Here is a 21472-nt window from a genome sequence, read left to right as displayed (position 1 = left end):
CGACAGGGCGGGACGTGATTCAGCCCTTGAGTGCCTGCCCCAGCCTGCCGATGCCTTCTTCGATTTTCTCGGCATTGGCGGTGGCAAAGCTGAGCCGGAACGTCGCCACGTCGGGGTCTTGTGCGAAAAATGGCGCTCCCGGCACGAAAGCCACACCCTTCTCGATGGCGCGCTTGGCCAGTTGGTTGGCATCGGCCAGCTTACCGCCCGCACCCGTCAAGCGGGCCCAGAAGAACAGGCCGCCCCCAGGCTGGGTGAACGAAACGGCGTCGCCCATTTCGCGCTTGAGCGCCGCGCCCATCGCGGCAGCGCGCTGTCCGTAGACCTCGCGCACATGCGCCAGCGTGGCCGGCATGCGGCCGCTCTTGAGGTACTGGGCGGCAGTTGCCTGCGCAAACGTGCTGGTGTGCGCGTCGCTGAACTGCTTGCACATGGTCGCCTTGGCCAGCAGTTCGGCCGGCGCGATCATCCAGCCGATGCGCAGCCCGGGGCTCAGCACCTTCGACAGGCTGCCGCAGTGCACGAGCAGCTCGCGGCTGCCAGGCACCTGGGCGGTGAGCGCCATGAGCGAAGGCGGAGGCGCTTCGCCAAAGTACAGGTCACCGTACGGATCGTCCTCGACGATGACGGTGCCGTGCTTGACGGCCGCCTGCAGCACCTTCTTGCGACGCTCCAGGCTCAGCGTGCCTCCGCTGGGGTTGCCGAAGGTGGGGATCAGGTAGACGAACTTGGGCTTGTGCTCGGCGATCAACGCCTCGAGCTTGTCGGCGTCCACGCCATTCGCATCGACGGGCGCGCTGATCAACTGGGCGCCGTAGAGGCGGAAGCACTGGATGGTCGCCAGGAACGTGGGGCCTTCGACGATGACCTTGTCGCCGGGAGAGATCAGCGTCTTGCCCAGAAGGTCCAGCGCCTGCTGGCTGCCGGTGGTGACGATCAGCCCATCGGGCGCCACGTCCACGCCCTTGTTCTTCATGAACGACGACAACTGGGCGCGCAGCGGCTCGTAGCCCTCGGTCGCGCCGTACTGGAGGGCGCCGCCAGGCTCTTCGTCGAGCGCGCGGCGGCTGGCTTCGCGCAGCCCCTCGACGTCGAACATGGCGCTGTCCGGGAACCCGCCCGCAAAGCTGATGATGCCGGGCTTGCCCAGGAGCTTGAACAGCTCGCGAATGGCAGAGGTTTCTACGTTGTCGAGGCGGGACGCGAATTGCATGGAGGTCTACCTGATGGACTGCGGGCACGCGGCGCGGGGCGCCGCAACACAAACACGCATTTTCAACCATCCCGCCTACAAGCATCCACGCCGTCGGCTGCGACACTGTCCGGCCAGCGCGGGAACTGCCGCCGCCTTATGGACTCCCATTGGCGCAAACCCCGCACATCAAGGAAGGAACACGATCGATGTTGAGTACAGAAGAAATCCGCGCCACGCTCACCCTGTGCCTCATGGCAGCCTATGCCGACGGCGACAAGCACGACCGTGAGCGCGAACAGATCCGCCAGGTGGCGGAAGGCTTGGCGCAAGACGCCCAGGTGAACCTGCCCGGCCTCTATCAGGACGTTTTGCTGCGGCGGGTGAATCTGCCCGACGTTCTGTCTCGATTGCAGGGCGACGACGCGCGGCAGGTGGCCTACGAGATGGCCGTGTGCGTGTGCGATGCCGACGGCCAGACCAGCCCTCGGGAACGTGCGTTCCTGGACCAGGTCCGCGATGGGCTGGGCATGGGCGCGGCCGCAGCCACTCAGGCACGCACCGCCGATCCGTCGGCCTTTGCCGATCAGGCCGAATCCCTGGCGACAGCGCCGCTGCAGTCGCCGCCCGTCGCCGTCGCGACGGTGCCCGTGCCCGAAGTCGTGTCGGCCGGCTTGCCAGTGCCCCATCCCGCCGCGGTCGACCAGCTCCAGAGCGCAGACGTTGCCGCCCCGAAGGCATCGGGCAAGGTGCCTCAGGCCGAGATGGACCGCAAGATCCTCAACGCATCCATCCTGAACGGTGCGATCGAGCTGCTGCCCGAAAACCTTTCCACCCTCGCCATCATCCCGCTGCAGATGCGCCTGGTCTACCAGGTGGGGCAGAACTACGGGTACGAACTCGACAGCGGCCACATCAAGGATCTGCTCGCCACCTTGGGCGTGGGCCTGACCTCACAGTACCTTGAGCAAGCCGGCCGCAAGCTGCTCGGCGGCCTGCTGGGCAAGGCGGGCAAGGGACTGCTCGGCGGTCTGGGCAAGCAGGCCGTGAGCAGCGGGATGAGCTTTGCCTCGACCTATGCGCTCGGTCATGTGGCCAACCAGTACTACGCCGGCGGGCGCACCCTGAGCACCCAGATGCTCAAGGATGCCTACGCCCACGTGATGAGCGACGGCAAGAACCTGCAGGCGCGTTACCTGCCACAGATGCAAGAGACGGCGCGCGGCCTGAACACGGCCAAGATCCTCTCGATGGTCCGCGGCGGCTGATCAGGCAGGCGCCAGCGGCACGAAGATGCCCGGCATGCCGATGAACCCCGACACGTGGCGCACATCGCGCACCCAGCGGCGCAGCGCGGGATAGGCATCGAGATCGATGCCGCCCTCGGGCGCCAGCGCCACATAAGGGAAGCAGGCCAGGTCCGCAATGGTCGGCCGGGCATCAGCGCCCTCACCCACCAGCCAGCGTTGACCCGCCGACGCACGCTCGGCGAGATGGTCGTCCATCAAGCGGAACAGCGCATGGGCGCCGGCCCTGGCAGACCGCACGTCCAGCGCATAGCCGAATGCGTCGTGAAGCCGGGCGGCCGATGCCGTCGCGGTGATCTCGTCGGCCGTTGCCAACCACATGGCGATCTCGCCGCGCAGCCTGGGCGACTCGGGATACCAGCGATTTTCCTGGTCGTAGCGGCTGGCCAGATAGACCAGGATGGCCTGCGCATCGCGCAGCATGAACCCGTCGTCATCGATCACGGGCAACTGTCCGCGCGGATTGACATTGGCCAGGAATTCGGAGGACTTGTGCGCCTTGCCGGGATGAAAATCCACGGCCACCGGCTCCCACGCCAGGCCCAGCCAGGACAGCATCTGCCGCACCTTGAAGCAGTTGCCCGACAGGGGATAGTCATACAGACGGATCATGCACCGCCCTCCATGCTTCGCGGCGTGGCCAGCGTCCCATACCGGTGCCCGCGCTCGCGCAGCCAGCGGCGGTAGGTCACCGACATGGTGTCGGCGCGCGTCGGCGTCTCCATGCGTCCTTCGAGCGGCAACAGCTGCGGTCGGTGGTTCTCCAGGATCGGCTTGTCCTGGCCGAAGATGGTGTGCTGGAACGCGACCAGTTCGGCATCGCTGCTCACGTCGTCGAAGTAGGCCAGCACCGTGTGGGCAATGACGCGAGTTTCGCTCACGGGCTGCACGAACAGGCCGATGGCGTCGCGCGCACCCTCGCGCGAGCTCGACTTGTAGAGCATCGCGGCAAATGGCTGCATGACGCGATAGATGTAGGCGGCATCGCTGCCCTCGGCATGCGCGGCCGACGAGCGCGGTTGCCAGAAGCGGCAGTCGGTCGCCCAGATCTCGCCGGTCGTCTCGTCGACATCGACCTTGTAGGGCGTGACCTCGGTGTGCGGCAACTCGCCCAGGTAGTGCGCATGCACGTAGGGAAAGTGCGCCATGTCCAGGAAGTTCTCGATCACGCGCAGGCCCGACGTTCCCACGCCCACCGGGCCGCAATCGACGATCCGGCGGCCTTGCTCTTCGTATTCGGGGAACGCGAACAGCTCGCGCGCCGGCCGGCCGCCGGGACAGATCCACGCATAGCCATAGCGCGCCTGCACCAGCAGCGGGTCGCCATCGCATCGCGCATGCAGCGCGCCTTGGGCGTCGTGCCAAAGCGCGACCTCCTGATCGAGCAGCATCGTGCGCCAAGGCTGGACCTCGCTCGCCGTAGCCATCGCGCCAAGCGAGCCCGCCACCAGCCAGCTTTCCGTCACGCTCGGATCGGTGCATCGAAGACTCATGGCTTGCCTCCGTTGACGGCTTCGATCTGTGCGCGCAACTGGCGCGCGGCGGCGTGGCGCGCACGCAGATCAGAGTGGGTTTCGCACCGCAGGTGCAGCATGGTCAGCTCGGGCTGCGCTTCGAGCAGCAGCGCCTGCGCCGGCTGCCCGTCCAGCGCGCCCAGCCATAGCACGTCACCGCCGTCGCGCTGCCAGCCGAACTGCGCCAAGGCAAGGCGCGTGGCCGTGGCGCTCGCACGCACCGAGAGCGTCCGCAGCGCCTGCCAACCTTCGGGCAAAGGATGCAGCGGCGGTTCGGTGGCAGGCGCTTCGGGCGAGTCCAGCCGGGCCCAGACGATGCCGCCGCGCTCGGCGCAGGCAAAGGTCTTGACGCACAGATTGGCCGGTGGCGTGCGGTCCGGATGCGCCGGAATGCGCTCGCACTGCGCGCTGTCGGCCGCGTACGACCAGCCGTGATACGCACAGCTGAGCCGACCGTCCACCACCTGGCCCAGCGTCAGGCGCACGCTGCGATGCGGACAACGGTTCTCCCACACCTGAGGGCTGCCCGCCTCGGAACGCCACACGGCCAGTTCCTGGCCCTGCGCGAAGGCCGCGACCACGTCGCTGGCGGGGGCCACATCGGTGCTCGGCAAGAGCGGGAACCACCGCCCGCGCGTCGCTTGGGTCGTGTCTTGCGGGGCCGACATCACTTGCCGCCCACGACGCCTTCGACGAACCAATCCATGCTGCCCAGCTCAGAATCCGCCAGGGACTTGCCCGCGGCGATGCGCAACTTGCCAGCCTGGTCCTTGATGGGGCCGCCGAACACCTGGAACTTGCCCGAGGCGATGTCCTTGCTCTTGGCCTCGAGCAGGTCCGCCGTGGCCTTGTCGACGCGCGGCCCCGGCGCAGCCATGCGGATCACCCCGTCCCCAATGCCGCCGAAGTAGAGCGAAGGCTTCCACGTGCCCGCCATCACCTCGTTGGCCACGCGCGTGTAGTAGCCGCCCCAGTTGTGCGTCACGCCGGTGATGTAGTTCTTGGGCGCGTACTTGCGCATGTCGGAATGGAAGGAGATGACGCCCACGCCGCGCTCCTCCGCGGCAGTCGCGACTGCCGGCGTGTCGGTGAAATGCGTCAGCACGTCCACGCCCTGGTTCATCAGCGCCGTGGCCGCGTCGCGCTCGCGCGGCGGGTCGAACCAGCTGTTGATGAACACCACCCGCACCGTCGCGTTGGGATTGACGCTGCGCGCGCCCAGGGTGAAGGCGTTCAGGTACCACATGACGTCCGGAACCGGCAAGGCGCCGACCAGACCCAGGTTGCCCGACTTGCTCACGCGCGCCGCAGCCATGCCGGCCAGGTAGCCGCCTTCGTGCCACTTGGCGTTGTAGCCGCCGAAGTTGGCGGCCGTCTGGTAGCCGCTGGCGATCAGGATCTTCACGTCCGGGTTGTCCTGCGCCACCTTGAGCATCGGCTTCATGTAGCCGAACGAGGCGCCGAAGATCAGCTTGCAGTCGTCCGACACCAGCTCGCGGGCCACGCGCTCCGCGTCAGGCCCCTCGTTGACGTCGGCAATGGCGCGCACGTTGACCTTGTTGCCTAGGTTCTTTTCCATTTCGGCGCGGCTGAGGTCGTGCTGGTGCGTCCAGCCCGAGTCGCCGACCGGCCCGAGATAGACGAACCCGACCTTGAGCGGATCGGCAGCCAGGCTGCGCATGCTGGTGCCCATGGCGGCCAGCGCAGAAAGAGTGATCAGGGTGGATCGGCGATTCATCATGGTTGTTGTGCGGTCGTCGGACGAAGACAAAGCGTGGACGATAGTTCGCCCGACCCTCCTGCAAAAGGGGCTTGCGCGGCATACTTCGTTTCATTTCTGAAACGATGATCGATCTTTGTGCCTGACGACCTGAAGTCCGTGGAAGCGTTCGTCCACATCATGAAAAGCGGCAGCCTGACCCGTGCCGAGCAATCGTCGGGCATGTCCAAGGCCAGCCTGTCGCGTCATCTGGCGCAGCTGGAGGCTTCGCTGGGGGCGGAGCTGATTCAGCGGGGATCCCGTCACCTGCGCCCCACGGAAGCGGGCCGTGCCTTCTTTGCGCGCTGCGAGCCCATGCTGGTCGAGCTGACCCAGCGCCTGGACGATGCCCGCACCGAGGTGCAGGACCTCTCGGCCGGGCGCACCGGCACCCTGCGCGTCCTGGCCGATCCTCAGTTCGGAACGGCATTCGTCTGCCAGGTGGTGCGGCTGTACATGGCGTCGTACCCCGGCGTGCACTGCCGGATGGACATCGCCGGTATGCCCGGGTCGCTCTCGCCCGAAGAGGCCGACTGCTACGTCTGCGCAGCGCCCCCCGATTCGCAGCAGTTGGTGCTCAAGTCGATCGGGCAACTGGGATTCGGCCTCTACGCCAGCCCGAGTTACCTGGCGCGTGCCGGCGCTCCCGATACGCCGGACGCTCTGGCGGAGCACGATGCCATCGTCCTGCACGACGCACTGGGCCGAGGCGACCTGACGCTGCTGCGCGGTCGCGCCCACGCCCTCATCCGCCCCAGGGCCGCCTTTTCCACCAACGACCATTGGGTGATGAAGACGCTCTGCCTCGACGGCCTGGGCATTGCACTGATGCCGGATTACTTCGTGCAGCCCGAACTGCGCCACCAGGGGTTGGTGCCGGTCCTGCCGGAATGGAAGCCCGCGCCCCGGCGCATCCACTGCGCGTTTCGGCGCCAGCGTTATGCAGGCTCGAAGCTGCGTGACTTCGTCGACCTGATGGCGCGATGCGTGGTCGACATCGATTCGTTCAATCTGTACGTGGGTGGCGCGCGGCCGGCCTGAGGCGTTTCGTTTTTTTGTCCCACGGCGGCCGTCCAATGAGTACTTTCGTGTGAAATCATTCACACGTCTTGGTTAACATTCACTCACAAAGTGTCAATTGACATACCAAAGTATTAGCGATCCACAACAATGGGGGTATGGACAAAGAACACGAAACCAATTTTGGATGGTGGACGGACAAGCCCGTTCGCGAAGACCGAGGCACCTCTTTCGCCCCCCTGTCGACGCCGCGAAAAGCGCCGGACGAACCCGTCTGGATCAAGGCCGCGGTCATTCTCACCATCATGTTCGTCTTCGGGATCTCGGTCCTGCGCCTGCTCCACCTCATTCCCTAACGCCCGCGATGACCACGCCGTCGAAGGACCTCCATTCCGACAAGAAACTGCGCCTCAACGCCGAGCAATGGCAGACCCTGCAGGGGCTGGCCACGGATCCGGCCGCGGCCAAGATCGAGCGCCACGCCGCGCGAATCGGCCGCCTGACCTCCAACGGCCTCGTCGCGCTGGACCGGCGCGGCTGCGCCTACCTGACGATCTTCGGCTTTCAGCGCCTGCGCCAGGGACGCTGAGCCCAAATGCACAGGGCCGGGTTGCGCTTAGGTACCGCCTGACTCAGCGCCCCAGCCCACTGGCAGACGCCGGCGCGTCCAACACCTCGCGCACCCTTGTCGCCAGTTCGTCGACAGTGAAAGGCTTGCCGAGCAGTTGCACACCCGGGTCCAACACGCCGTTGTGCACCACCGCATTGCGGGTGTAGCCGGTGGTGAACAGCACCCGCAGCCCCGGGCGACGCCGCAGGGCTTCTTCGGCCAGGCGGCGGCCATTCACCTCGGGCATGACCACGTCGGTGAACAGCAAGGCGATGTCCGGATGCGCATCCAGCAGCTTGAGCGCGGCCGCGGCGCCGTCGGCTTCGAGCACGCGATAGCCCAGCTCGCCCAGTGCGGCCACCGAAAACTGCCGGACGGCCGGCTCGTCCTCGACCACCAGCACCAGTTCCCGCCCATCGCCCCTGGGCGACTGCACTTCCGCAAGCGCAGGATCCTCATCCTGGGATGGGCCGGTCAGCCGCGGCAGGTACACCTTGACCGTGGTTCCGTCACCCGGCTCGGAGTAGATCTTCACGTGGCCGCCCGACTGCTTGACGAAGCCGTACACCTGGCTGAGCCCCAGCCCCGTACCGCGCCCGACCTCCTTGGTGGTGAAGAAGGGGTCGAAGGCCTTGGCCAGCACGTCCGCCGTCATGCCCGTTCCGGTATCGCTGACCGCGATCAGCACGTACTGCCCGGCCGCCAGCCCTGGCGCGTCGGCCGTGTAGCGCTGGTCGAGATGCGCATTGGCCGTCTCGATCGTGAGGCGTCCGCCCTCCGGCATGGCGTCCCGGCCATTGACCGCCAGATTGAGGATCACGCTCTCCAACTGATTCGGGTCGGCATGCGTGCGCCACAGCCCGCCGGCAAGCACGGTTTCGAGCCGCACGTCGCCGCCCAGCGATCGGCGCAGCAGGTCCGACATGCCGGCTACGACCTTGTTGGCGTCCAGCGGCTCCGGCTTGAGCGGCTGCTGCCGCGAAAAAGCGAGCAGCCGCTGCGTGAGTTGCGCGGCGCGCTTTGCGCCCTCGCGCGCCGAATCCACATATCGCCGGGCGCCGGGGTCGCCATCCACGAATCGGCGTGCCAGCAGGTCGAGCGAGCCCACCACCACCGCCAGCATGTTGTTGAAATCGTGCGCGATGCCACCGGTGAGCTGGCCGACGGCCTCCATCTTCTGCGCCTGGCGCAGCGCCTCCTGCGTGCGCGTGCGCTCCGCTACCTCCTCGGCCACCCTGCGCTCCAGCGTCTCGGTGAGCTCACGCAGGGCGATCTCGGCGCGGTGCCTCTTGGTGACGTCCTGGAACAGCACGGCGACCTGGCGGCGTTCCGGCGGCTCCAGCCGAAAGGACGCCAGTTCGAGATAGCGACCGGTGTGCACCAGCTCGCGCTCGAAGCGCACAGGCACGCCGGTCAAGAGCACGTTGCGGTAGATCTCCACCCAGCCGTCGGCCTCGTCGGGCACCATGTCGCGCACGCGTTGCCCCACCACATTGGGAATGCCGGCGTTGTCGGCATAGGCCGGGTTGGCCGCCACGTGGACGTAGTCGCTCAACGGGCCATGCGGACCATCCAGAAACTCGATGATGCAAAAGCCTTCGTCGATGGCCTCGAACAGGGCGCGGTACTGCCGCTCGCTCTCCAGCAGCGCAGCCTTGGTGGACTTGAACAGCTCCGCCTCGGCAGCCTCGAGCTTGTGGCGCTCGGCATTTCGCTCCGTCACGTCGAGCGCGAACTGGTAGATGCCCAGCGGCTTTCCCGAACTGTCCTGCAGCGTGCTGAAGGTCATCTCGTGCGTGCGCGGCGGCTCTCCCCATTCGAGCTGGATCGTGAACTCGTGCCCGGCCAGGGCGGCCCGCCACGCGCGCGCCACCTCGTCGGCGATGGGCCCTTGCAACGCATCGAAGACGCTGGCGCCGATCGTCGGAGGCGTCGAGTACAGCGGGGCCAACCCCCGCCGCGCCGCACTGTTGATGGCGCTCCAGCGGCCTTCGCGATTCACCGCCTGCACCATGGCATGGGTCGAATCGACGATGGTGGCGAACAGGCGCCGCTCGGCCAGGGCGGCCTCCATGCGCGAGACGAGCTTGCGGTTGCTGTCCTGCAGCGCCAGCTCGCTTTCGGCCAGCCGGCTGCGGGCGATGACCTCCTGCGTGGTCTCCCAGACGGCGCACAGCAGGCCGCAAATCTCTCCCCCCCGATTTCGCAGGGGGGAGTACGAGAAGGTGAACCAGGCTTGCTCGTCCTGCCCATCGCGGTTGGTGATCAGCAGCAGGTCACGCTGGTAGAGCGCCTGCCCGCGCATCGCCGTTGCCACCAGTTCGCTCACATCCGGCCAGACATCGGCCCAGACCTGGGCCAACGGCGCGCCCATCGCATGCGGGTGCTTTCCTCCCAGGATGGGGACGTACAAGGGGTTGTAGACCATGCTCAACGAAGGCCCCCAGGCCAGCCACATCGGAATGAGCGAATCGAGCATGAGCTGCACCGCCCCGGTCAGTTCCGCCGGCCACTCCTGCCTGGGTCCGAGATCACTGCGGGACCAGTCGTAACTGTCGAGGAATCCCTCTGTGCGCGCGACCGGTGCTGAGTTGGTGTCTTCTTGGTTCATCGAGCGCCCTGGCGCAACGTGGCGCCCATGCAAAATTGCGGCGCAGTATTGCATGGCCGCATCGCGGTTCTTGACAGACAAAGCCGCAGATTCAAGCGCTTGCGCCGGCACAATCGCCGTCCTTGCCCATCGTCCTCAAAGGCACCCATGCCCCTTCCGCCCGACCACCCCCTGACCTCGGAGGTCGTCACGACCGAGGCCGAGCTTCGTGCGCTGATCGGCGAGCCCGCCGCGCTGACCTGCGCGAAGATCAGCCAGCGCCTCAACGCGATGACGCGCAGGTTCGTCGAGCGCTCGCCCTTCGTCTGCCTTTCCACCAGCGACGCGGCGGGCCATTGCGACGTGAGCCCGAGAGGCGATCCGGCCGGCTTCGTGCGAATCCTGGACGACCGGACCCTGCTCATCCCCGAGCGTCCGGGCAACCGACTGGCCGATTCGCTGCGAAACATCCTGGCGAATCCCCGCGTCGGCCTGCTCTTCGTGGTGCCCGGCGTGAGCGACACCTTTCGCGTGAACGGCCGCGCCACAATCACCGTCGACGCCGCGCTGCTCGCCCCTTGCGCCGTCGAAGGCAAGCCGCCCTTGCTCGGCATCCTGGTCGACATCGAGGAGGCCTACACGCAATGCTCGAAGGCCTTCCTGCGCTCGCACCTCTGGGACCCGGCCCGGTTCGTCGATCCGGCCAGCATGCCGACCGGCGGCCAGGTGCACCGCGCGATCCAGGGCGAGCAGTTCGACGCGGAGCATTACGACCGCGAACGGGCCGAGCGCTACCGGCGCAGGGACGGGTTCTACTGACGCTACGCCGCCCGCCCGCATCGAGCGCGGCTCAGGGCGTCACAGTCGGCTCCGGCAGCACCGGGCCTGCCGCCCTGCCCTTGCGGCGCTGCGACCGGAAGAACGACCACACCTGCCAGGCCACCAGCACGCCGATGGCGCCCAGCAGCGTCGCGCTGATCGGCCGGGTGACGAAGATGCTGAAGTCGCCTCGGCTGAGCAGCATGGCGCGGCGGAAGTTCTCTTCCATCATCGGGCCGAGGATGAAGCCCAGCATCAGGGGCGCCGCTTCCATGTCCAGCCGCAGGAAGGTGTAGCCGATCAGGCCGAAGACGGTGGTCGTGTAGATGTCGTCCAGGCTGTTGTTGATGCTGAAGGTGCCCACGCAGCAGAAGAACAGGATGGCCGGGAACAGCACGTTGTACGGGATCTTGAACACCGACAGCCAGTAGCGCACCAGCGGCACGTTCAAAAGCACCAGGAAGCAGTTGCCCACCCACATGCTGGCCACCAGGCCCCAGAACAGGTCCGGGTGGCCGGCGATCATGTTGGGGCCGGGCTGGATGCCTTTGATGATGAAGGCGGCCATCATCAGCGCCATCACCGGGTTCTCGGGAATGCCGATGGCCATCAGCGGAATGAAGCTGGTGCGCGCAGCCGCTTCGTCCGCCGCTGCCTGGCCGGCCACGCCTTCGATGGCACCGTCGCCGATCTCGTGCTTGTACTTCGACAGCCGCTTGTCGGCCGCGTAGGCGGCGAACTGCGCGATGGTGGGGCCGCCGCCGGGAAGAATCCCCAGCGCCGAGCCGATCACGCTGCCGCGCAAGGCGCTCGGAATGATGCGCTTGAACTCGGCCCAGGTCGGAATCAGCTTGATCTTGCCGTTGAAGGGCGTGAGCGTGCTCTTGCTGTCCAGGTTCTTCACCACCTCGGCAATGCCGAAGCAGCCCAGCGCGATGCTGATCAGGCCGATGCCGTCGCTCAGGAACGGCAGGTCCATCGTGTAGCGCATCATGCCGCTGTTGACGTCGGTGCCCACCATGCCAAGCAGCACGCCGACCATGGCCATCGCCAGGCCGTTGAGCAGGCTGCCACTGCTGACGAAGCTCACGCAGAAAAAGCCCAGCAGCATCAACGCGCAATAGTCGGCCGGCCCGAACAGGAAGCCCACTTCGCCCAGCGCAGGCGCCATGGTCGACAGCACCAGGATCGCCACCGTGCCGCCGATGAAGCTGGATATGCCCGCGGTGAACAGCGCCAGGCCCGTCTTGCCCTTGAGCGTCATCTGGTAGCCGTCGATGCAGGCCACGATGCTGCTGGCATGCGGGATCTTCATCGTGATCGCGCTGACGCTGTCGCCGTACTGCGCGCCGTAGTAGATGCCGGCCAGCATGATCAGCGCCGAACTGGTGGGGATCGAATACGTGAGCGGCAGCAGCAGGCTGATGGTCGACAGCGGGCCCAGGCCCGGCAGCAGGCCCACCAGCGTGCCCACGGTGCAGCCCAGGGCGCAGTACAGCAGGTTCTGCAGCGTCAGCGCATGCTCGAACCCGAATGCGAGGTTGTGCAGGACTTCCATCATTGCCCCAGCAGCGGAAGGTTCAGCCCGAGCAGGTTCTTGAAGGCGAACGCCACGGCAATCAACCCGATGGAGATCTTCACGTTGCGCACCCATGAGTACGGCGTGCTGGCCGCCGTGCCGCAGAACACCAGGAAGACGATGCCCACCAGCATGTTCACGTGCTCGGACACGAAGGCGAAGCCGGCCAGGCTGAGCAGCACCAGGGCGATGTTCTTGACGCTGTGGTTGAGCGGCACCGGCGGCACGAAGTGCGAACGCACCACCGTCAGTAGGCCGATCAGGAACAGGATGCAGCTGATCATGAAAGGGAACAGCCCCGGCCCGCCCCGGCTGAACTGGCCGATCGGGTAGTGCCGATAGGCGATGCCGCCGAACAGCAATGCGATGGCCATCATGACGAGGCCACGGATGAAGTTTCGATTCTGGAAGTTCATGGTCCGGACCTGCGCGCGACAAGGGTCCGGCCGTCCGGGCGGTACGGCGATGCTGACAACATCTCTGAGTGCTCCTGGGGGTTGAGCGCGGCCTGCCACTGGCTGCGCGATGGAGCGCGATCGTAGGAACGGACGCTTTCAGTCAGCTACCAACAAAGGGGTCGACTTTCAAAATACGTACATCCACTAACCGGGCGATGCGGGAGTACCCGGATCACGTCATGAGGCAAGTCGATCTCAGGCGCCAAAAGGGGGCGCAGACCATCGCGATGCGCACCGCGCGCACCATGCCGGAGGACGGCGAGAGCCCCAGCGCTTCGCCAAGGGCGAAACTACATTTTCGAACAGCGTGCGGGGTTCGGTTCGCGGGTCTGTGTGCTAGAACGCCATGTGTGCCGCATGCGGTGGCGCGCATTTCTCACCATCATCCCGACAGCCGGAGGTTTTCATGAGCTTTTTTGGCAAGATTTTTTCCAAGATTTTCCCTTCGGCCAATGCCGCCGAGGTCACGGCCGCCCCACCACCGGCACCGGCCGCGACGACCACTGCGGCACCTCCGGTCGCTGCGCCGCCGCCTTCCATCCCGCTGGGTGATGTGGCCCCGATCCTCGACGCCATGCCCGGCGCTGCCGCGCTGAACTGGCGGACGTCGATCGTGGATCTGCTCAAGCTGCTCGGCCTGGACAGCAGCCTGGCCGCGCGCAAGGAACTGGCCACCGAGTTCACCTATTCCGGCAGCGACGAGCCCGGCTCGGCCGCCTGGAACATCTGGCTGCACAAGCAGGTGATGTCGCGCATCGCGGCCAATGGCGGCACGCTGCCTCCGGAACTGCGCGACTGATCCGGCACCCCCGCAGAAACAAGACGGCCCCGCGATGCGGGGCCTTTTTTTGCGCGCTCGCTCGACCCTAGAGCGCAGCCGGAGCGCCCGCCCTCTTTCTGAGCAGCCTCCGAATCAGCGGCACCACCCAGATCACCAGTGTCAGCACCGCCAGACCGGCGGCGATGGGGCGGGTGAAGAACAGCATCATGTTGCCGTCGGCCTTGATGAGCGAGGTGATGAAGTTCTCTTCCAGCATGCCGCCCAGCACCACGCCCAGGATGGTGGGCGCGATGGGAAAGCCGTTTTCCTCCAGCAGCCAGGCCAGGATGCCGGCCACCAGCATCACGCCGATGTCGAACACCGAGTTGTTGATGGCAAAGGTGCCGACGATGCAGAAGATGAGGATGAGCGGCATCAGCAGATTGGCCGGCACGCGAAGGATGCGCTTGGCCACCTTGATGCAAAGGATGCCCAGCGGAATCATGATCAGGTTGGCCATCACGAAGAGCATGAACACCGCGTAGATGTTCTGCGGGTTCGTGGTGAACAGGGTCGGGCCAGGGTTCAGGTTCTTCATGTAGAGCACGCCGATCACGATCGCGGTGATCGAATCCCCCGGAATGCCGAACACCAGCGCCGGGATCCACGCGCCGGCCAGCGCACTGTTGTTGGCCGCGCCCGATTCGACGATGCCTTCCACATGGCCGGTGCCGAACTTCTCGGGCTCCTTCGAAAACTTCTTGCTCACCGCATACGACATCCATGCCGCGATGTCGGCACCCGCACCTGGCAGCGCGCCCACCACCGTGCCCAGCGTGCTGCCGCGCAGGATCTGAACCGGATAGCGCTTGGCCAGCCGCCACTGGCCCGCCAAGACGCTGCCCACCTTTTCCACCGCCAGCTCGCCCGGCGGCGAGGTGTCGACGGCGTGGCGGATGACCTGCGAGATGGCGAACATGCCGATCATCATCGGGATCATGCCGATGCCGCCCGTCATCTCCGCGTTGCCCAAGGTAAAGCGGGGAAAGCCCGCCGGATTGTTCAGGCCGATGCAGGCCACCATGAGGCCCAGCAGCAGCATCACCACGCCCTTCAGCGGGCGATCCGACGTGATGAACACCGCGCAGGTCAGGCCCAGCAGCACCAGCCAGAAATACTCGAACGAGCTGAAGTTGAGCGCGAACTCCGCCAGCGCCGGCGAAGCCACGATCAGCACCACGGTGCCGAACAAGCCACCCACCGCCGAGAACACCAGGCCCGCGCCCAAGGCCACTTCGGCCTGCCCTTTTCGGGTGAGGGCGAAGGCTTCGTCGGTGTAGGCCGCCGAAGCCGGCGTGCCCGGTATGCGCAGCAGGCAGCCGGGAATGTCGCCCGAGAAGATGGCCATGGCCGTGGCCGTGACCATGGCGGCAATGGCCGGGATCGGCTGCATGAAGAAGGTCACCGGCACCAGCAGCGCAATGGCCATGGTGGCGGACAAGCCCGGCACGGCCCCCACGAACAATCCGTAGAGCGATGCGAGCACCATCACCAGCAAGGTGTAGGGGTCGAACACCATCGCGAAGGCTTGCGCCAGAGCTTGTTCCATCCTGCGTTCTCGTTCCCGTTGGGTCTAGGGTCAGGCGCGAAGCATTACCAGGCGATGGGCTGCAGCACGCCCCACGGCAGCGGCACGCGCAGCAGCTTGTAGAAGGCGAAATGGATGACCAGCGACGCAACCACCGCCACCAGCACGGCGAGGCCCGGCCGCACGCCCAGCGCCAGCATGCAGGCCAGAAGGACGAGCGACGCGCAGACCAGGAAACCCAGCGCCTGCCCGGCCAGCATGTAGAAGACCACGCCCACCACCACGGCCAAAAGGGCGAGCACATGGCGCGGCATGCGCGCCCATGGACCCAGCCGGACCCAGGGCTCGACCGCCCGCTCGCGCCAGCCGCGCAGGGTCAAGATGGCACCGCAGATGCAAAGGCCGGCGGCGATCAGGCCCGGGAACATGGCGGGGCCCACCTGCTGGCCCGGAATCTTCGGAAAGCCTTGCACCACCACCAGCACCACGGCGCCGATCAGCATCAGCAGCACGCCGAAGATGGCGTCGCTGATCTTCATTTGGCGATGCCGACCGCCTTCATCGTGGCGCCCAGCTCGGCGTCCGACTTGGCCATGAACTTGCCGAAATCGTCCGGTGCCGCGTAGGTGACGCCGAAGCCGCGCGAAGCCATGAAGTCGGTGTATTCCTTGCTCTGCGCGACCTTCTTGATCGCCGCGGCCAGCTTGTCGCGGATGTCGTTCGGGATGCCCTTCGGTGCCACGATGCCGCGCCACGCGGCCATCGACCAATCGCTGCCAATGGCGGACTTGAGCGTCGGCACGTTGGGGTATAGCGTGGAAGGCTTGTCGCTCATCAGCGCCAGGCTCTTGACCTTGCCGGCGTCGATCAGCGAGCGCGCCTCGGGCAACGAGACCGGCGCGATGTCGACGCCGCCGGCCACCATGTCCTGCAGGCCCGGCGCGGCGCCGTTACTCGGCACCCAGGGCACGGCCGCGGGGTCGATCTTCTGGTCGCGCAGCAGCCCGGCGATGGCCAGGTGCCAGATGCCGCCCTGCCCCGTGCCCGACGCCTTGTGCTTGCCCGGGTTGGCCTTGATGTCCGCCAGCAGTTCCTTGACGTCCTTGTAAGGCGCATCGGCGCGCACCTGCACGCCGGCCGGATCGGCGTTGACCAGGCCGATGGGCGTGTAAGACGCGCCGGTCAGCTCGGTCAGGCCCTGCCAGTGCATCATGCCGATCTCCACCGTGGCCAGGCCGATGGTGTAGCCGTCCGGCGGCGCGGAAGCGATGGCCGCATGTCCCACCACACCGCTGCCGCCGGTGCGGTTGACCACGTTCACGGGCTGGCCGAGGTCTTTCTCCAGAAGGCTGCCGATGATGCGGGCGGTGGCATCGGTGCCCCCGCCGGCGCCCCAGGGCACGATGAGGGTGATGGGCCTGCTGGGGTAGTTTTGCGCCATGGCCGGCGCGGCGGCGCCCCAGAGTGCGAGGCTTGCGAGCGCCGCGGTGGCGCCTTGGGCAAGGAAGGAACGGCGTGAACGCACTTGCATGCAAAGTCTCCTATCGTTCTTCGACAAGTAGCGGTTTTTCACACGCGTGTGCCGATGCGGCAATAGGGAATCAGCTTACTTGCGCCTGCCGCCAGACTGTGTTGTGAAAGCGGTTTCTTGACCGATGATCCCGGGCCATGAAAAAAGAAAACATCGCGCCGTTCTTCGCCTTGCTGCATGCGGCCAACCCCGCACCCGAGACCGAGCTCGAATACACCACGCCCTTCGAGCTGATGGCCGCCGTGCTGCTTTCGGCGCAGGCCACCGACGTCGGCGTCAACAAGGCCACGCGCCGCCTGTTTCCGGTGGCCAACACGCCGCAGGCGATCGTCGACCTGGGCGAAGAGGGATTGGCGGAGTACATCAAGACCATCGGCCTGTACAAAAGCAAGGCCCGGCATCTGGTTGAGGCGAGCCGTTTGCTGTTGGAACGGCACGGCGGCGAAGTGCCCAACGACCGCGCTGCGCTCGAGGCGTTGCCCGGCGTGGGCCGCAAGACCGCCAACGTGGTGCTCAACGTCGCCTTCGGCGAGCCGACGATCGCGGTGGACACCCACATCTTCCGCGTGGGCAACCGCACCGGCATGGCGCCAGGCAAGACGCCGCTCGAAGTGGAGAAGAAGCTCGAGAAGCGTGTCCCGCCCGAGTACCGCCTGCATGCACATCACTGGCTGATCCTGCATGGGCGCTATGTCTGCGTGGCGCGCACGCCCAAGTGCTGGGAGTGCGCGGTTGCGGCGCTTTGCGACTACAAGCCCAAGACGCCGGCGCCCAAGGCCAAGGCCAAGGGGCGCTGAATCGGCTCCATCGATCAGGCGCTACCGCGCTGAGGAAATCCACCGCCAAAGGCCATCAGATCGCCCCAGCCAATGGACTGCGACGGCCATTCGCTGGCCTGTTCAACGTGGCGCTTGCCGGCCTGCAAGAGCAGCACAGCGCGCATCACGCCCGCATGCGTGACCCACAGCGCAGGGCGCCCCGATGCGCGCCAGTCGTCATGCGCCTGCGCCACACGCGCCATGAAGATGCCGGTGCTCTCCCCGCTGCCGCCGGCACGCGCGTGGCCGAAGTCGTTCATCCACGCGTCGAAGTCAAGGCGGGGCACGTCGGCCCAGGGGCGACCTTCCCAGGTGCCGAAGTCCATCTCGGCGATGCGCGGGTCGATGCGAAGGCGCAAGTCGGGGCGCAGGGCCTGCAGCGCGTGCGCCAGCAGCAAGCAGCGCGCGCGCGGCGACGCGATCAGGTCCAAGTCCGGCGACAAGCCAGGAGCGATGCGCTCGGCGATCTCCTGCGTCGGCTGCACCAACGCGGCGACGTCCGAGCGGCCATAGCAAAGCCCCGCCGCGCCGTCGACCGGCCCATGCCGCAGCAGGCTGAGGCTCACGACAACTGCACCGCCAGGGCCAGGTAGATCGCCACCTCGCACAGCTGCTGGGTGGCGCCCAGGGCATCACCGGTGAAGCCGGCCAATCTGCGGCGCAGCATGCGGATCATCCAGGCCACCACGCCCACCACCAGCACCCCCGCACCCAGCACGTTTTCGAACGGTTGCGTCCACCCAAGCAGCGCCAGCGCCGGCAGCGACCACAGCAATGCCACGGTGAGCGCCTGGCTGCTGATCGAATCCGCAACCGGCTTGGCCTTGGCGTCGTCGCGGTCCACGTAGGGCAAGGCGCGCATCACGAAAAGCGGGCAAAAGCGCGACAGCACATGCGCCGCCACCAGGCCGGCCAACGCGGCCAGATCGTCCTGCGCTGCCAGGGTGGCGAGCAGCGCCACCTTCAGCCCGACCACCAGCACCATGGCCAACGTGCCGTAGCTGCCGATGCGCGAGTCCTTCATGATCTGCAGCGCGCGCTCGCGGTCCGCGGAGCCGCCCAGGCCATCGGCCAGGTCCGCCAGTCCGTCTTCGTGGAAGGCGCCCGTCAGGCAAGCCGTGACCATCAAGCCGATGAGCGCCGCCGCCAGTGCGCCCGCCTCGCCGGGCAGGAGCAGCAGGCCCGCCCACATCGCCGCCGCGCCCGCCGCACCGACCACCCAGCCCACGCCAGGAAAATGCCCGGCGCTGGCGCGCAGCATCTCCGGGCTGTAGCCCACCCAACGCGCCAGCGTGCCGGTCACCGGAATGCGGGTGAAGAACTGCAAGGCCACCAGAAAGTGCCGCAACCCCGTCACGCCGTACCTCCGCCGGCTTCGGACTGGCGCGAGACGCCCGCCGAATCGAAGCTGGCCATCTCGCGCAGGATGGCGCAGGCCGACACCAGCAGGGGCCAGGCCAGCGCGGCGCCCGAACCTTCGCCCAGCCGGAGGTCCAGCCGCAGAAGCGGCGAAAGGCCAAGTTGATGCAACAGCAGCGCATGGCCCGGCTCGGCGGACTCGTGCGAGGCCACGCAGCGCTGCGTGACCCAGGGCTGCAGCGCATGCGCCACCAGCACCGCGGCGCCAGTGATGAAGCCATCGACCACGATCACGCGCCGTTGGCTCGCAGCCTCGAGCACGGCGCCGACCAGGGTGGCGATCTCGAATCCGCCCAGGGCAGCCAGCGCATCGAGCGGACTGCGTGCCTGCTCGTGGCGCGCCAGAACCTCGGACAACACTTCGCGCTTGTGCCGAAGGCCCGTCGCGTCCAGGCCCGTACCGGGGCCGACGCACTGCGCCAGATCCAGCCCGCCCAGCCGCGCGAGAAGCAGCGCGGCCGACGAGCTGTTGCCGATGCCCATCTCGCCCAGCAGCAAGGCATTGCCAGGCAGGCCGCGCACGATCTCGCGGCCATTGGCGATGGCCTGAGCGCATTGCTCGGGCGTCATGGCGCCTTGCACCAGGGCGTCGGCGGTGCCCGGCGCGATCCGGCGCACCAGCAAGCCGGGCTGCGGTTCGAACTCGCGACGCACCCCGCAATCCACCACGGTCAGCGCCAGCGCGTGCTGCCGCGCGAGCACGCTCACCGCCGCTCCGCCTGAAAGAAAGTTGTGCACCATCTGCCAGGTGACGTCGGCTGGATAGGCCGACACGCCACGTCCGGCCAGGCCGTGGTCGCCCGCGCAGACCAGCATCTGCGGCTCGCGCAGCACGGGTTGCGCATCGCCCAGCACCTGCGCGATGCGCAAGGCCAGGGCCTCCAGCCGGCCCAACGCACCGACCGGCTTGGTCTTGTTGTCCAGAAGACGCAGCACTTCGGCGGTGAAGGCGGCATCGCGCAGGTCGCGAATGTCGGAATGCGCCGAGCCGGCGGCGTCGATGTTGTTCATGTTTTCGTTGGCGAGATGAGTCCGGCCAGAACGCCGGGCTCGAAGTATCGGTCCACATAGTCGGCCAGGCCGTCGAACACGCTGTCGAGCGTGGCGACGCCTTCGCCGAACAGGGCGCGCAATGCGCGGTCGTCCTCGAACAGGCCATGCAGGTAGCAGCCCAGTACGTTGCCTTGCGCGTTCTGCCAACCCAGGCCATCGGGCAGCACCACGCTGGGCACGTCGCCCGCCGCCACCAGCGAGGGATGCGGCGCGGTCTGCCCATGGTGGATCTCGTAGCCTGCCACCTCGACACCCGCCAGCGCGGCCCAGGATCCTGACATCGTGTCGGCAAAGCGCGCCCGGCGGCGGCGCACCGTCTTGTCCGGCTCGAACACCGTCACCAGCGGCAGCAGGCCGAGGCCGGCCGCATTGCCGTCGATGCCATGAGGATCGACGAGCGCCTCGCCCAGCATCTGCAGCCCGCCGCAGATGCCGAGCACCCGCCGCCCTGCCCGCGCATGCGCGACGATGGCGGCATCCAGGCCCTGCGCACGCAGCCAGGCCAGGTCGGCACTCGTGGCCTTGGAGCCGGGCAGGATGATGGTGTGCGCGCCTTCCACGTCGGCCGGCGAGCGCGCCCAGCGCAGCCGCACGCCGGGCAGCCGGCGCAATGGCTGGAACTCGTCGAGATTGCTGATGCGCGGATAGGCAATGACCGCGATCTGCATCGTGTCGCCGCTTGCGCGTGACTCGCCGGCAAACCGACCTTCGTCATACAGGCCGTCTTCTTCAGGCAGGCCGTGCTGCCACCACATCGGCAGCGTGGCCACGGTGGGCACGCCGGTCAGGCGCTGCAGGTCCTGCGGCGCCGGCGCGAGCAGCGATGCATCGCCCCGGAACCGGTTGAGCACGAAACCCGAAAGCCGCGCCCGGTCGGCCTCGGGCAACAGCGCCCAGGTGCCGTAGAGATGCGCGAAGGCACCGCCGCGATCGATGTCCGTCACCAGCAGGCTGCGCGCATCGGCATGGCGTGCCACGCGAAGGTTGACGATGTCGCTGGCCATCAGGTTGATCTCTGCCGGCGAGCCCGCCCCTTCCATCACCACCACGTCGTTTTCGGCGCGCAGTGCGTCGAGCGATTGCGAGATGGCCGGCCACACCAGCGGGCCACGCTCGCGCCAGGGCACGTCGGCCAGGGCGGTGTCAACCCGGCCGAGCAACACCACCTGGCTGCGGGTGTCCGCCTCGGGCTTGAGCAGGAGCGGATTCATCCGCACGTCGGGTTCGCAATGTGCGGCCAGCGCCTGGAAGTACTGCGCGCTGCCGATCTCCCCGCCTTCGACCACGCGCGCGTTGTTGCTCATGTTCTGCGCCTTGAAGGGCGCCACCTTCAGTCCTTGCCGCGCATACCAGCGGCAAAGGGCCGTCGCCAGCCAGCTCTTGCCGGCACCACTGGTCGTGCCCAGGACCATCACGCATCGGGAATTCATGGTGGAAGTGTCGCCCAGGTCGATG

The 21472-nt window shown here is 67.1% G+C and carries 22 protein-coding genes; 7 read left to right on the top strand and 15 right to left on the bottom strand.

Annotated features, from left to right (window positions below; all coding sequences use genetic code 11):
- Positions 1 to 19: 19 nt before the first annotated feature.
- Entirely contained in the window at positions 20 to 1213 is a 1194-nt protein-coding gene (locus QTH91_RS07260) for an aminotransferase-like domain-containing protein (RefSeq protein WP_286659320.1), read from the bottom strand.
- A gap of 191 nt (positions 1214 to 1404) precedes the next feature.
- On the opposite strand from QTH91_RS07260, the gene QTH91_RS07255 reads away from it, so the two are divergent.
- Positions 1405 to 2460: a YcjF family protein gene (locus QTH91_RS07255; RefSeq protein ID WP_286659650.1), complete on the top strand. Its 1056-nt coding sequence runs from the start codon at positions 1405 to 1407 to the stop codon at positions 2458 to 2460.
- Here the strand turns inward: QTH91_RS07255 and QTH91_RS07250 are convergent, their stop codons facing one another.
- Genes QTH91_RS07250 through QTH91_RS07235 form a run of 4 tightly spaced genes read right to left on the bottom strand, consistent with a single transcriptional unit; the run spans position 2461 to position 5751 of the window.
- Positions 2461 to 3111, bottom strand: coding sequence for a glutathione S-transferase family protein (locus QTH91_RS07250; protein WP_286659319.1), 651 nt, complete (start codon positions 3109 to 3111; stop codon positions 2461 to 2463).
- Entirely contained in the window at positions 3108 to 3992 is an 885-nt protein-coding gene (locus QTH91_RS07245) for an aromatic ring-hydroxylating oxygenase subunit alpha (RefSeq protein WP_286659318.1), read from the bottom strand. The genes QTH91_RS07250 and QTH91_RS07245 overlap by 4 nt, the downstream gene beginning before the upstream one ends.
- A complete protein-coding gene (locus tag QTH91_RS07240; protein ID WP_286659317.1) occupies positions 3989 to 4681 on the bottom strand; it encodes a Rieske 2Fe-2S domain-containing protein in 693 nt (230 codons plus the stop codon). The genes QTH91_RS07245 and QTH91_RS07240 overlap by 4 nt, the downstream gene beginning before the upstream one ends.
- Complete coding sequence (locus tag QTH91_RS07235; RefSeq protein WP_286659316.1) at positions 4681 to 5751, bottom strand: BMP family ABC transporter substrate-binding protein; 1071 nt, start codon at positions 5749 to 5751, stop codon at positions 4681 to 4683. The genes QTH91_RS07240 and QTH91_RS07235 overlap by 1 nt, the downstream gene beginning before the upstream one ends.
- Before the next feature lie 120 nt (positions 5752 to 5871).
- Here QTH91_RS07235 and QTH91_RS07230 point away from each other — a divergent pair, with 120 nt between their 5' ends.
- The 3 genes from QTH91_RS07230 (at position 5872) to QTH91_RS07220 (ending at position 7381) form a co-directional block, all read left to right on the top strand.
- Positions 5872 to 6813, top strand: a complete 942-nt coding sequence (locus QTH91_RS07230; RefSeq protein ID WP_286659315.1) for a LysR family transcriptional regulator — start codon at positions 5872 to 5874, stop codon at positions 6811 to 6813.
- Positions 6814 to 6950: 137 nt separating this feature from the next.
- On the top strand, positions 6951 to 7148 hold the full coding sequence (locus tag QTH91_RS07225; protein ID WP_286659314.1) for a hypothetical protein: 198 nt from the start codon (positions 6951 to 6953) through the stop codon (positions 7146 to 7148).
- 8 nt (positions 7149 to 7156) lie between these two features.
- Entirely contained in the window at positions 7157 to 7381 is a 225-nt protein-coding gene (locus QTH91_RS07220) for a hypothetical protein (RefSeq protein ID WP_286659313.1), read from the top strand.
- A gap of 43 nt (positions 7382 to 7424) precedes the next feature.
- Here QTH91_RS07220 and QTH91_RS07215 read toward each other — a convergent pair whose 3' ends face one another.
- Positions 7425 to 10013, bottom strand: coding sequence for a PAS domain-containing protein (locus QTH91_RS07215; RefSeq protein ID WP_286659312.1), 2589 nt, complete (start codon positions 10011 to 10013; stop codon positions 7425 to 7427).
- A 147-nt stretch (positions 10014 to 10160) separates the two neighbouring features.
- Here QTH91_RS07215 and QTH91_RS07210 point away from each other — a divergent pair, with 147 nt between their 5' ends.
- A complete protein-coding gene (locus QTH91_RS07210; protein ID WP_286659311.1) occupies positions 10161 to 10811 on the top strand; it encodes a pyridoxamine 5'-phosphate oxidase family protein in 651 nt (216 codons plus the stop codon).
- Positions 10812 to 10842: 31 nt separating this feature from the next.
- Here the strand turns inward: QTH91_RS07210 and QTH91_RS07205 are convergent, their stop codons facing one another.
- Complete coding sequence (locus QTH91_RS07205; RefSeq protein WP_286659649.1) at positions 10843 to 12369, bottom strand: tripartite tricarboxylate transporter permease; 1527 nt, start codon at positions 12367 to 12369, stop codon at positions 10843 to 10845.
- On the bottom strand, positions 12369 to 12806 hold the full coding sequence (locus tag QTH91_RS07200; RefSeq protein ID WP_286659310.1) for a tripartite tricarboxylate transporter TctB family protein: 438 nt from the start codon (positions 12804 to 12806) through the stop codon (positions 12369 to 12371). The genes QTH91_RS07205 and QTH91_RS07200 overlap by 1 nt, the downstream gene beginning before the upstream one ends.
- 448 nt (positions 12807 to 13254) lie before the next feature.
- Between QTH91_RS07200 and QTH91_RS07195 the strand changes: the two genes are divergently transcribed.
- A complete protein-coding gene (locus QTH91_RS07195) occupies positions 13255 to 13647 on the top strand; it encodes a DUF3597 domain-containing protein (protein ID WP_286659309.1) in 393 nt (130 codons plus the stop codon).
- 67 nt (positions 13648 to 13714) lie between these two features.
- Here the strand turns inward: QTH91_RS07195 and QTH91_RS07190 are convergent, their stop codons facing one another.
- The 3 genes from QTH91_RS07190 to QTH91_RS07180 are packed head-to-tail and all read right to left on the bottom strand — an operon-like array spanning position 13715 to position 16727.
- A complete protein-coding gene (locus tag QTH91_RS07190; RefSeq protein WP_286659308.1) occupies positions 13715 to 15217 on the bottom strand; it encodes a tripartite tricarboxylate transporter permease in 1503 nt (500 codons plus the stop codon).
- Between the two features lie 44 nt (positions 15218 to 15261).
- A complete protein-coding gene (locus QTH91_RS07185) occupies positions 15262 to 15735 on the bottom strand; it encodes a tripartite tricarboxylate transporter TctB family protein (RefSeq protein ID WP_286659307.1) in 474 nt (157 codons plus the stop codon).
- Complete coding sequence (locus QTH91_RS07180) at positions 15732 to 16727, bottom strand: tripartite tricarboxylate transporter substrate binding protein (protein WP_286659306.1); 996 nt, start codon at positions 16725 to 16727, stop codon at positions 15732 to 15734. Before QTH91_RS07180 ends, QTH91_RS07185 begins: the two co-directional genes overlap by 4 nt.
- A 137-nt stretch (positions 16728 to 16864) precedes the next feature.
- On the opposite strand from QTH91_RS07180, the gene nth reads away from it, so the two are divergent.
- On the top strand, positions 16865 to 17524 hold the full coding sequence (nth, locus tag QTH91_RS07175; RefSeq protein WP_286659305.1) for an endonuclease III: 660 nt from the start codon (positions 16865 to 16867) through the stop codon (positions 17522 to 17524).
- A gap of 14 nt (positions 17525 to 17538) precedes the next feature.
- Here the strand turns inward: nth and QTH91_RS07170 are convergent, their stop codons facing one another.
- Genes QTH91_RS07170 through QTH91_RS07155 form a run of 4 tightly spaced genes read right to left on the bottom strand, consistent with a single transcriptional unit; the run spans position 17539 to position 21447 of the window.
- Positions 17539 to 18111 carry a histidine phosphatase family protein gene (locus tag QTH91_RS07170; RefSeq protein WP_286659304.1) on the bottom strand — a complete coding sequence of 191 codons (573 nt, stop codon included), beginning with the start codon at positions 18109 to 18111 and terminating at the stop codon, positions 17539 to 17541.
- Positions 18108 to 18902, bottom strand: coding sequence for an adenosylcobinamide-GDP ribazoletransferase (locus QTH91_RS07165; RefSeq protein WP_286659303.1), 795 nt, complete (start codon positions 18900 to 18902; stop codon positions 18108 to 18110). Before QTH91_RS07165 ends, QTH91_RS07170 begins: the two co-directional genes overlap by 4 nt.
- Entirely contained in the window at positions 18899 to 19975 is a 1077-nt protein-coding gene (gene cobT, locus QTH91_RS07160) for a nicotinate-nucleotide--dimethylbenzimidazole phosphoribosyltransferase (protein WP_286659302.1), read from the bottom strand. The genes QTH91_RS07165 and cobT overlap by 4 nt, the downstream gene beginning before the upstream one ends.
- Positions 19972 to 21447 carry a cobyric acid synthase gene (locus QTH91_RS07155; RefSeq protein WP_286659301.1) on the bottom strand — a complete coding sequence of 492 codons (1476 nt, stop codon included), beginning with the start codon at positions 21445 to 21447 and terminating at the stop codon, positions 19972 to 19974. The genes cobT and QTH91_RS07155 overlap by 4 nt, the downstream gene beginning before the upstream one ends.
- Positions 21448 to 21472: the final 25 nt, after the last annotated feature.

The organism is Variovorax dokdonensis (assembly GCF_030316895.1).
In the GTDB taxonomy this organism is placed as follows: domain Bacteria; phylum Pseudomonadota; class Gammaproteobacteria; order Burkholderiales; family Burkholderiaceae_C; genus Variovorax; species Variovorax dokdonensis.
This window is presented reverse-complemented; position numbering and strand designations above follow the sequence as displayed.